We start from the raw sequence: 11,657 nt of genomic DNA, 5'->3' as shown, positions 1-11,657 counted from the left end.
CGACAAAATTGGAGAGGGGCGTCGTGATCCGGTCAGTTCAGTTTTTGTGCGCAGCATCAGCGCTGTCGCTGGTGATGGCGGCGCCGCTCACGCCCGTTATAGCGGCGCCGGCAACCGGCCAGTCGGCCCGCCCGCTCTACAAGGATGCGTCCGCCCCGATCGAGGCGCGCGTCGATGATCTGCTGGCGCGCATGACGCTGGATGAAAAGATCGCCCAGATCACCACCGTCTGGACCGACAAGGTGAAGCTGCTGGACGCGCAGGGCGAACTGGACCCCGGCAAGCTCAGCCCGACCTTCCCCAACGGCATCGGCCATTTCACCCGTCCGTCGGACGGTCGTGGCAGTTTCAGCCCGCGCGTCGTGCCCGGCCGCGATCCGCGCCGCACCGTGGCACTGGTCAACGGCTTGCAGAAATGGGCGATGACGCAGACGCGCCTCGGCATCCCGATCCTGTTCCATGAGGAAGGACTGCACGGCTATGCCGCCGTCGGCGCCACCAGCTTCCCCCAGTCGATCGCCATGGCGTCGAGCTGGGATCCGGCCATGCTGCGCCAGGTCAATCAGGTGATCGCCCGCGAAATCCGCGCGCGGGGCGTGCCGATGGTGCTCTCGCCCGTGGTCGACATCGCCCGCGACCCGCGCTGGGGCCGGATCGAGGAAACCTATGGCGAGGATCCCTATCTGGTCGGCGAAATGGGCGTTGCGGCGGTGGAGGGGCTTCAGGGTGTTGGCCGTTCGCGCATGCTCCAGCCCAATCATGTCTTCGCCACGCTCAAGCATCTGACCGGCCATGGCCAGCCCGAAAGCGGCACCAATATCGGCCCGGCGCCGGTGTCGGAACGCGAACTGCGCGAGAATTTCTTCCCGCCCTTCGAACAGGTGGTGAAACGCACCGGCATCGAGGCGGTGATGGCCAGCTATAACGAGATTGACGGCGTGCCTAGCCACGCCAATCGCTGGCTGCTGGAAAATATCCTGCGGGAAGAGTGGGGCTTTCGCGGCGCCGTCGTCTCCGATTATTCGGCCGTCGACCAGCTGATGAGCATCCACCATATCGCCGCCAATCTGGAAGAGGCGGCGACGCGTGCGCTCGATGCCGGCGTGGACGCGGACCTGCCCGAGGGCCTGTCCTACGCCACGCTCGGCAAGCTGGTGCGCGAGGGCAAGGTCAGCGAGGCGAAGGTCGATCTCGCCGTGCGGCGCATGCTGGAGCTGAAGTTCCGCGCCGGCCTGTTCGAAAATCCCTATGCCGACGCCAATGCGGCGGCCGCGATCACCAATAATGAAGAGGCCCGCGCGCTCGCCCGCACCGCGGCCCAGCGCTCCATCACCCTCCTCAAGAATGACGGCATGCTGCCCTTGAAGCCCGAAGGCACGATCGCGGTGATCGGCCCCAGCGCGGCGGTCGCGCGGCTGGGCGGCTATTATGGCCAGCCGCCGCACAGCGTCTCCATCCTAGAAGGGATCAAGGCGCGGGTCGGCACCAAGGCGAACATCGTCTTCGCCCAGGGCGTCAAGATCACCGAGGATGACGACTGGTGGGCCGACAGCGTCACCAAGTCGGACCCGGCCGAAAATCGCAAGCTGATCGCGCAGGCGGTCGAGGCGGCGCGCAATGTCGACCGCATCATCCTGACCTTGGGCGACACCGAACAGTCGAGCCGCGAGGGCTGGGCCGACAATCATCTGGGCGACCGCCCCAGCCTCGACCTGGTCGGCGAGCAGCAGGAACTGTTCGATGCATTGAAGGCGCTGGGCAAGCCGATCACCGTCGTCCTCATCAACGGTCGTCCGGCCTCCACGGTCAAGGTCAGCGAACAGGCCAATGCCATCCTGGAAGGCTGGTATCTGGGCGAGCAGGGCGGCAATGCCGTGGCCGACATCCTGTTCGGCGATGTCAATCCGGGCGGCAAGCTGCCCGTCACCGTCCCGCGCTCGGCCGGCCAGTTGCCGCTCTTCTACAATATGAAGCCCTCGGCCCGGCGCGGCTATCTGTTCGACACCACCGACCCGCTCTATCCCTTCGGCTTCGGCCTCAGTTACACCAGCTTCAGCCTGTCGGCGCCGCGCCTCTCCGCCACCAAGATCGGCACCGGCGGCAAGACCAGCGTCTCGGTCGATGTCCGCAATACCGGCGCGCGCGAAGGGGACGAGGTCGTCCAGCTCTATATCCGCGACAAGGTCAGCTCGGTCACCCGCCCGGTCAAGGAGCTGAAGGGCTTCCAGCGCGTCACGCTGAAACCCGGCGAGAGCCGCACCATCACCTTCACCGTCGGTCCCGAAGCGCTGCAGATGTGGAACGACCAGATGCACCGCGTCGTCGAACCCGGCGATTTCGAGATCATGACCGGCAACAGCTCGGTCGCGCTCCAGTCCACCACCCTGACGGTGCAATAAGCCATGATGACGACCCGCTTCGCCCGCCGCCAGGCCCTTGGCCTGCTCGCCTCCACTTCCGCGCTTGCTGCCGCCCCGCTGGCGGCGAAGGGGAAGGGCGGTCCGCTCTACAAGGATGCGACCGCACCGATCGACCTGCGCGTGCGCGACCTGCTCGGCCGCATGACTCTGGAGGAAAAGGTCGGCCAGATCATCGCGCTCTGGGCGACCAAGGCCGACATCATGGATGATCTCACCTTCTCGCCGGCCAAGGCGAGCAAGGCTTATCCGGCGAGCTTCGGCCAGATTACCCGCCCGTCCGACCGGCGCGGCGCGCCCAATGGATCGACCCAGGCCGGCGGCGTCGGCGCGCGCTGGCGCACCCCGGCCGATACCGTCGCCTTCATCAACGCCGTCCAGAAATGGGCGGTGGAAGAGACCCGCCTCGGCATCCCGATCCTCTTCCATGAGGAATCGCTCCACGGCTACATGGCGACCGACGCCACCATGTTCCCGATGGCGATCGGCCTTGCCGGCAGTTTCGATCGCCAGCTCATGACCGATGTCCAGTCGGTTATTGCTCGGGAAGTCCGTGCGCGCGGCGTCCATCTCGCGCTTTCGCCGGTGGTCGACATCGCCCGCGACCCGCGCTGGGGCCGGATCGAGGAAACCTTTGGCGAAGACCCCTATCTCTGCGGCGAGATGGGCGTTGCTGCCGTGCTGGGCCTGCAGGGGGAGGGCAAGCAGATCGGCCCGGACAAGGTCATGGCCACGCTCAAGCATATGACCGGCCATGGCCAGCCGCAGGCGGGCGAGAATATCGCGCCCGCGCCGATCAGCGAGCGCGAACTGCGCGAGAATTTCTTCCCGCCCTTCCGTCAGGTGGTCAAGCGCACCGGCATCGCCGCCGTCATGCCCAGCTATAACGAGATCGACGGCGTCCCCAGCCATCAGAACAAGTGGCTGCTCGGCGATATCCTGCGCGGCGAATGGCATTTCGATGGCGCCGTGGTCAGCGATTATGGCGCCGTCCCCGAACTCGACACCATTCACCATGTCCAGCCCGACCTGGAGGCGACGGCCCGTGCCGCGCTCCGCGCCGGGGTCGATTGCGAGCTGCCCGATGGCCTGGCCTATCGCACGCTCGTCGAACAGGTCCGCGCCGGAAAAGTGCCCCTTGAGGCCGTCAACCTCGCCTGCACGCGGATGTTGACGCTCAAGTTCCGCGCGGGCCTGTTCGAAAATCCCTGGCCGCGCGCCGACTATGATGCGCTCACCGGCAATGCGGAGGCGCGCGCGCTGGCGCTCAAGGCGGCGCACAAGTCGATCGTCTTGCTCAAGAATGACGGCACCTTGCCGCTCAAGCCCGGCGCCCATCGCAAGGTCGCGGTTATCGGGCCCAATGCCGCGGTCGCGCGGCTGGGCGGCTATTCCTCGATCCCGCGCCAGGCGGTCTCGCTGCTGGATGGGGTGAAGGCGAAGCTCGGCAACCGGGCGGACATCGTCCATGCCCAGGGCGTCTTCATCACCCAGAGTGAGGACCGCTCGGTGGACGAAGTGCTGCTGGCCGACCCGGCGAAGAACCGCCAGCTGATCGCCGAAGCGGTCGAGGTCGCAAAGACCGCCGACATCATCCTGCTCGCCATCGGCGACACGGAACAGACCAGCCGCGAAGGCTTTGCCAAAAACCATCTGGGCGATCGCACCAGCCTCGATCTGGTCGGTGAGCAGAATGACCTGTTCGCCGCGATGAAGGCGACCGGAAAGCCGGTGGTGGTGTGCGCCATCAACGGTCGCCCGCCCAGCTATCCCGCCGTGGTCGATGGCGCCAATGCGCTGATCGAATGCTGGTATCCGGGGCAGGAGGGCGGCACGGCCATGGCCGACATATTGTTCGGAGACGTCAATCCGGGGGCCAAGCTGCCCGTCACCGTCGCGCGCGACGCGGGCCAGATCCCGATCTTCTACAACCGCAAGCCATCCTCGCGGCGCGGCTATCTCTTCGCCGATGCCAGCCCGCTTTTCCCGTTCGGCTTCGGCCTCAGCTACACCAAATTCGCCTTCGGTCCGCCGCGCCTGTCGGCCAGCCGCATCGGCGTGGGCGGCGAAGTCACGGTGGAGGTCGATGTCCGCAATGTCGGCACTGTCGCGGGCGAGGAAGTGGTGCAGCTCTATGTCCATGACCAGACCGCCTCGGTCACGCGCCCGCTCAAGGAATTGAAGGGCTTCGAACGGATCGCGCTGGCGCCCGGCGAAAGCCGCACCGTGCGTCTGACCATCGGCCCGGAAGCAGTCGCGCTGTGGAATCTCGACATGCGCGAAGTGGTCGAGCCGGGCCTGTTCGACATCATGGTCGGGCCGGACAGCGCCACGCTTCAGACGGTTACATTGGAGATCGCCTGATGGTATTGGCCTGACCAATATCGTTGAAGGCAAATTGATTATCGCCTATGGCCATGATTGGTCATACCAGTTTTAGGGGAGCATCCATGCCCAAGATTACCGGCGCCAAGGTCATCGTTACCTGCCCTGGTCGCAATTTCGTCACCCTCAAGATCGAGACCGAAGAGGGCGTCTATGGTCTGGGCGATGCGACCCTCAACGGCCGCGAACTGTCCGTCGCCTCCTATCTGCAGGACCATGTCATTCCCTGCCTGATCGGCCGGGATGCGCACCAGATCGAGGATATCTGGCAATATCTCTACAAGGGCGCCTATTGGCGCCGCGGCCCGGTGACGATGTCGGCCATCGCCGCCGTCGATACCGCGCTCTGGGACATCAAGGGCAAGATTGCCGGCCTGCCGGTCTACCAGCTGCTCGGCGGCGCCAGCCGTGAAAGCGTCATGGTCTATGGCCATGCCAATGGCACGACGATCGAGGACACGGTCAAGGTCGCGCTGGAATATCAGGCACAGGGTTACAAGGCGATCCGCATCCAGTGCGGCGTCCCTGGCATGGCGTCGACCTATGGCGTGTCGAAGGACAAATATTTCTACGAACCCGCCGACGCCGACCTGCCGACCGAAAATGTCTGGAACACCAGCAAATATCTCCGCATCGTCCCCGAACTGTTCAAGGCCGCCCGCGAGGCGCTGGGCTGGGACGTGCATCTGCTGCACGACATCCATCATCGCCTGACCCCGATCGAGGCCGGGCGTCTGGGCAAGGATCTGGAACAATATCGCCCCTTCTGGCTGGAAGATGCGACGCCTGCTGAAAATCAGGACGCGTTCAAGCTGATCCGCCAGCACACCACCACGCCGCTGGCCGTGGGCGAGATTTTCAACTCGATCCATGATTGCCGCGAGCTGATCCAGAACCAGCTGATCGACTATATCCGCGCCACCGTGGTCCATGCCGGCGGCATCAGCCATCTGCGCAAGATCGCGAACCTCGCCGATCTCTATCAGGTCCGCACCGGCTGCCACGGCGCGACCGACCTGTCGCCGGTCTGCATGGCCGCCGCGCTCCACTTCGACCTGTCGGTGCCCAATTTCGGGGTGCAGGAATATATGCGCCACACGCCCGAGACCGATGCCGTCTTCCCCCATGCCTATACGTTCGAAAACGGCGCCATGCATCCAGGCGACAAGCCGGGCCTGGGCGTCGACATCGACGAGGAACTGGCCGCCAAATATGAATATAATCGCGCATTCCTGCCGGTGAACCGGCTCGAAGACGGCACCATGTTCAACTGGTGATCGCTTGACCTGCTTTGGCCACTCCACGCCGTCATCCCCGCGAAAGCGGGGATCCATCTCCTGCCATAGCCCCAATCGCGAGGTCCGGAGGTGGATTCCCGCGCTCGCGGGAATGACGAAACATTGTCGGAGTGGCCAATGACCACGATTCCCAAACCGTCCGGAAAGGTCCGCTGGATCGTCTGCGGCCTGCTCTTTGCGGCGGTGGTGCTGAGCTATATCGACCGGCTTGTCCTGCCGACGCTCAAGCCCGATCTTCAGGCCCACTATGGCTGGAGCGAGAGCGGCTATGCCGATCTCGCCATCTGGTTTCAGGCGGGTTACGGCATCGCCTATGTCGCCTTCGGCCGCCTGATCGACCGGATCGGCGCGCGGGCCGGCTATGCGCTGGCGGTCGGCCTGTGGACGGTCGGCCATGTCATGCACATCTTCTTCACCTCGACCGCCGGCATGCTGTTCGCCCGCATCCCACTGGCAATTGGTGAGGCGGGGACATTCCCGGCGGCGATCGCCGCCACCAATGAATGGTTTCCCAAGAAGGAACGCGCCTTCGCCATCGGCATCTTCAATGCCGGCTCCAATGTCGGCGCGATCCTGACGCCGCTGATCGTCCCGGTCATTGCGGTCACGCTGGGCTGGCGTTGGGCCTTCATCCTCACCGGCCTGCTGACGGTCTTCTGGCTCGCCGCCTGGCTGACCTTCTATCGCCGCCCGCGCGAAAAGAAGGGGCTGAGCGCCGAGGAACTGGCCTGGATCGAGGCGGACCCGCAGGAACCGGCCCGCCCGGTCAAGTGGCGCACCCTGTTCCGCTATCGCCAGACCTGGGCCTATATGACCTCGCGCTTCCTCATCGATCCGGTCTGGTGGACCTTCCTCTTCTGGCTGCCCGATTTCTTCAACAAGCAATATGGCGTGAAGATGCTGGACTTCGGCCCGCCGCTGATCGCCGTCTATCTGCTGGCCGATGTCGGTTCGGTCGCGGGCGGCTGGCTGTCGTCGCGCCTGATGGGCCGGGGCATGAACATCAACCGCGCCCGCAAGACGGCGATGTTCTGCGCCGGGCTTTGCGCCCTGCCGATCGCGTTCGCTGCCCAGGCGCCCAGCATGTGGATCGCGGTCGGCCTGATCGGCCTCGCCTGCGCCGGGCATCAGGGCTTCTCGGCCAATGTCTATGCGCTGCCGGGCGATCTCTTTCCGCGCTGGATGGCGGGGTCAGTGGTCGGCCTTGGCGGGCTGGCCGGCGCGATCGGCGGCATGCTGATGGCCAAGTTCGCCGGCATCATCCTGGAAACCGTCGGCAGCTTCCAGCCGATCTTCATCGTCGCATCCTGTGCCTATCTGCTGGCGCTGCTGGTGCTGCACCTTATCGTCCCGCGCTATGTGCCCGTGACTCTCTCGCAAGAGGCTGTCTGATCCTGTGACCCGTCTATCGTCCGCCACGCTCGCCGGCCTGCCCGCCGATATCGTCCGTCCCGGCTATGATCGCGCGGCGGTTCGCCCCGGCGTCGTCCATCTCGGCATCGGTGCCTTCAACCGCGCGCATCAGGCGGTGATCTTCGATGATGCCCTGACCGCCGGCGACCTGCGCTGGGGCGTGATTGCCGCGTCGCTGCGTTCGCCCGGCGTGCGCGACCAGATGATGCCGCAGGACTGCCTCTACACCATGCTGGTGCGCGATGGTTCGGCCGAGCAGGCGCGCATCATCGGCGTGGTCAGCCAGGTATTGGTCGCCCCGGAAGACCCGGCCGCACTGGTCGCCGCGCTCGCCGCGCCCGACACCCATATCGTCACCCTGACCGTGGCCGAGAAGGGCTATAAGCTCGATCCCGCGACCGGCGCCCTGATCGAGGGCGATCCCCAACTCGCCGCAGACCTTGCCTCGCTCGCCGCGCCGCAGACTGCGCCCGGCTTCCTCGTCGCGGCGCTGGCCGTGCGCCAGGCGGCGGGCCTGCCGCCTTTCACCGCGATCAGTTGCGACAATCTGCCGCACAACGGCACCCGGTTGCGCAACGCCGTGCTGGCGCTCGCTGCCCGGCACGACCCGGCACTGGCCGACTGGATCGCGGCAGAAGGGGCCTTCCCCGAAACCATGGTCGACCGCATCGTCCCCGCCACCACCGACGCCGACATCGCCGCGCTCGCCGCCCGGCTCGGCGTCGAGGATCAGGCAATGGTCAAGACCGAACCCTTCCTGCAATGGGTGATCGAGGATAAATTCTGCGGCCCGCGCCCGGATTTCGGCGCGGGGGTTCAGGTCACCGCCGCCGTTGCCCCCTGGGAGGAGGCGAAGCTGCGCCTGCTCAACGGCGCGCATAGCGGCATCGCCTATCTCGGCGGCCTCGCCGGCATCGACCATGTCCATGAAGTGCTCGCGCTGCCCGAAGCCCGGCATTTCGTCGAAAGTCTGTGGGACGAGGCGCAGACCACGCTGTCGCCGCCGCCCGAACTGGACGTCGCCGCCTATCGCCGCGAGCTGATGGCGCGCTTCGACAATCCGACCCTGCAGCATCGCACCCGCCAGATCGCGATGGACGGATCGCAAAAGCTGCCCCAGCGCCTGCTCGCCACCATCGCCGCGCGGCTGTCGGCAGGGCAGGGGATCGATGCCCTGTCGCTCGCCGTCGCCGCCTGGGTCCGCTGGCAGGCCGGCGTCGATGACCGGGGCGAAGCCCATGTCGTCGACGATCCGCTCGCCGCCGCCATCACCGCCCGGCTGGCCGACGCATCCTCTACGCAAGCCCGTGTCGACGCGATCCTGGCCTTCGATGCCGTGGTGCCCGCCGACCTTGCCGGCAACGCCGCCTTCCGCGCCGCGCTGATCCGCTGGCTCGCCATCCTCGAAGCAGACGGCGCCCGCGCTGCGCTCGCCCAGCTCTGACGGAGCCCCTGATGAAGACCCTGCGCACCATCCTGCTCGCCTCCTGCCTGCTCAGCCCTGCGACCTTGCTGGCCGCGCCGCGCGACAGCGTCTCGATCAGCCGCGACTGGCGCTTCACCAAGGGAGATCCCGCCGGCCTGATCGAGGATCTGCGCTATGATGTCCGTCCGCCGATCGAGGATGCCGGCGACGGCAAGGTGGCCGACGCCCGTCCCGACGCGGCGGTGCAGGTGGACGACAGCGGCGCCCGCGTGCTCAAGCCCTGGATATTGCCCAGCGCCAATCCCTTCATCGCCGATCCCGCCAGGCATCACACCCGTCCCGCCGGCAATCCGGGCGGCACCGTATCCTATGTCCAGCCCGGCTTCGACGACAGCGGCTGGACCCATGTCGACCTGCCGCACGACTGGGCGATCGCCGGCCCGTTCATCAAGGATGGCCCCTATGGCGGCATGGGCCGCCTGCCCAGCTGGGGCATCGGCTGGTATCGCAAGGCGCTGACCATCCCCGCCAGCGACAAGGGCAAGTCGATCTTCCTCGATGTCGAAGGGGCGATGTCCTACGCCGCCGTCTGGCTGAATGGAAAGCTCGTCGGCGGCTGGCCCTATGGCTATAACAGCTTCCGCCTCGACCTCACCCCCTATGCGGTGCCGGGCGGCCAGAACCAACTCGTGATCCGCCTCGACAATCCCCAGGCTTCGGCGCGCTGGTATCCGGGCGGCGGCCTCTATCGCGACATCTATCTCACCACCACCAACAAGGTCCATGTCGGCCAGTGGGGCAGCATCGTCCGCACGCCGCAGGTCAGCAAGGCGCAGGCCAGCGTGGACCTGAGCCTCACCCTCGACAATGACGGCGACACCCCGGCGCAGGTCGAGGTCGCGACCGCTCTCTATGCGATCGACGCCAGCGGCAAGCGCATCGGCCGCCCGGTCGCCAGCATCGCCCGCCAGTCCACCAGCATCGCCCCCCATGGCAAGGCGGAGCTGAAGGGCAGCACGATCCTCAGCAACCCGCGCCTCTGGGGCCCGCCGCCGACGCAGGCGCCCAACCGCTATGTCGCCGTCTCCACCGTGACCCAGGGCGGCAAGCTGATCGACAGCTACGAAACCCGCTTCGGCGTGCGCGACATCAAGTTCGATCCCGACAAGGGCGTGATCGTCAATGGTGAGCAGATCCCCCTGCGCGGCGTCAACAATCATCATGATCTCGGTGCGATCGGCGCAGCCTTCAACGCCCGCGCGGCCGAGCGCCAGCTCGAAATATTGCGCGACATGGGCACCAACGCCGTGCGCATGAGCCATAATCCGCCCGCGCCCGAACTGCTCGAACTCACCGACCGCATGGGCTTCCTGGTGATGGACGAGGTGTTCGACAGCTGGGAGAAGAAGAAGACCCCGCACGACTTCCACCTGATCTTCCCGGATTGGCATGAGGCCGACGCGCGCGCCATGCTGCGCCGCGACCGCAACCATCCCTCGATCATCATCTGGAGCATCGGCAACGAGGTCGGCGAACAATATGATGGTGAGGCGGGGGCGAAGATCGGCCGCGAACTGGTCGCCATCGCGCATCAGGAAGACCCGACCCGGCCCGCCACCAGCGCGATGAACTATGCCAAGGCGGACATGGCTCTGCCCACCACCGTGGACGTCATCAGCCTCAATTATCAGGGCGCCGGCATTCGCGGCATCGTCGGCCAATATCCCGCCTTCCGCGCGAAATTCCCGGACAAGGTCATCCTGTCCACCGAAAGCGCATCGGCCCTGTCCAGTCGCGGCGAATATATGTTCCCGGTGGCCGGCGCGATCAGCGGTCCGGTGCGCCCCTGGTCGGGCGGCAATCCCGACACGCATCAGGTCTCCGCCTATGAGATGCACGCCGCCGATTTTGGCTCCTCGCCCGATCGGGTCTGGGCCGCCGATGACCAGAATCCCTATGTCGCGGGCGAGTTCGTCTGGACCGGCTTCGATTATCTGGGCGAACCGACACCCTATTACACGTCGCGCAGTTCCTATTCCGGCATCCTCGATCTCGCCGGCTTCCCCAAGGACCGCTTCTGGCTCTACCAGGCGCGCTGGCGGCCCGACCTCAAATTCGCGCATATCCTGCCGCACTGGACCTGGCCTGACCGCGTCGGCCAGATCACGCCGGTTCATGTCTTCTCCTCGGCCGACGAGGCGGAACTGTTCATCAACGGCAAGTCGCAGGGCAAGGTCAAGAAGCGCGATTATGAATATCGCTTCCGCTGGGACTATGTCGTCTATGAACCGGGCGAGGTGAAGGTCGTCACCTGGAAGAAGGGCCAGCCCTGGGCGACCGAGACGATCCGCACCGTGGGCGAGGCGGCGAAACTGTCGCTGACCGCCGATCGCTCCGCCATCGCCGATGACGGTCGTGACCTCAGTTTCGTGACGCTCAAGATCCTCGACAAGGACGGCAATGTCGTCCCTGCCGCCAAGCAGGACATCCGCTTCTCGATCGAGGGACCGGGCGAGATCATTGCCACCGACAATGGCGACCCGACCGATCTGACTGCCTTTCCGTCGAAAGATCGCAAGGCTTTCAATGGCCTGGCGCTAGTGATCGTGAAGGCCAAGCCGGGCGAGAAGGGGCGGGTAACCGTCCGCGCCAGCGCACCGGGCCTGACCGCGGCGCAGGCCGTCATCAGCACAAATGCCACAGTCCGCTGAAAATTAA

Annotated in this window: 6 protein-coding genes; all 6 read left to right on the top strand. The window is 65.9% G+C overall.

The window, feature by feature from the left end; genetic code table 11:
- The first annotated feature begins 74 nt into the window (after positions 1 to 74).
- On the top strand, positions 75 to 2,399 hold the full coding sequence (locus HH800_RS14145) for a glycoside hydrolase family 3 N-terminal domain-containing protein (RefSeq protein WP_235682127.1): 2,325 nt from the start codon (positions 75 to 77) through the stop codon (positions 2,397 to 2,399).
- A 3-nt stretch (positions 2,400 to 2,402) separates the two neighbouring features.
- Complete coding sequence (locus tag HH800_RS14140) at positions 2,403 to 4,781, top strand: glycoside hydrolase family 3 N-terminal domain-containing protein (protein WP_169861464.1); 2,379 nt, start codon at positions 2,403 to 2,405, stop codon at positions 4,779 to 4,781.
- Between the two features lie 86 nt (positions 4,782 to 4,867).
- Positions 4,868 to 6,079: a D-mannonate dehydratase ManD gene (gene manD / locus HH800_RS14135; RefSeq protein ID WP_004211435.1), complete on the top strand. Its 1,212-nt coding sequence runs from the start codon at positions 4,868 to 4,870 to the stop codon at positions 6,077 to 6,079.
- Between the two features lie 138 nt (positions 6,080 to 6,217).
- Positions 6,218 to 7,492, top strand: a complete 1,275-nt coding sequence (locus HH800_RS14130) for an MFS transporter (RefSeq protein WP_169861463.1) — start codon at positions 6,218 to 6,220, stop codon at positions 7,490 to 7,492.
- A 4-nt stretch (positions 7,493 to 7,496) separates the two neighbouring features.
- Entirely contained in the window at positions 7,497 to 8,957 is a 1,461-nt protein-coding gene (locus HH800_RS14125) for a mannitol dehydrogenase family protein (protein ID WP_169861462.1), read from the top strand.
- Positions 8,958 to 8,968: 11 nt separating this feature from the next.
- Positions 8,969 to 11,650, top strand: coding sequence for a beta-galactosidase GalB (gene galB / locus HH800_RS14120; protein WP_169861461.1), 2,682 nt, complete (start codon positions 8,969 to 8,971; stop codon positions 11,648 to 11,650).
- Positions 11,651 to 11,657: the final 7 nt, after the last annotated feature.

Origin of the sequence: Sphingobium yanoikuyae (assembly GCF_013001025.1) — a bacterium.
GTDB classification, from domain to species: domain Bacteria; phylum Pseudomonadota; class Alphaproteobacteria; order Sphingomonadales; family Sphingomonadaceae; genus Sphingobium; species Sphingobium yanoikuyae_A.
This window is presented reverse-complemented; position numbering and strand designations above follow the sequence as displayed.

What these genes read in the sequence shown, in the direction of transcription:
- HH800_RS14140 (WP_169861464.1), top strand. Translation starts at nt 2,403, where the DNA reads ATGATGACGACCCGCTTCGCCCGCCGCCAGGCCCTTGGCCTGCTCGCC.
- HH800_RS14130 (WP_169861463.1), top strand. Translation starts at nt 6,218, where the DNA reads ATGACCACGATTCCCAAACCGTCCGGAAAGGTCCGCTGGATCGTCTGC.
- HH800_RS14145 (WP_235682127.1), top strand. Translation starts at nt 75, where the DNA reads ATGGCGGCGCCGCTCACGCCCGTTATAGCGGCGCCGGCAACCGGCCAG.
- manD (WP_004211435.1), top strand. Translation starts at nt 4,868, where the DNA reads ATGCCCAAGATTACCGGCGCCAAGGTCATCGTTACCTGCCCTGGTCGC.
- galB (WP_169861461.1), top strand. Translation starts at nt 8,969, where the DNA reads ATGAAGACCCTGCGCACCATCCTGCTCGCCTCCTGCCTGCTCAGCCCT.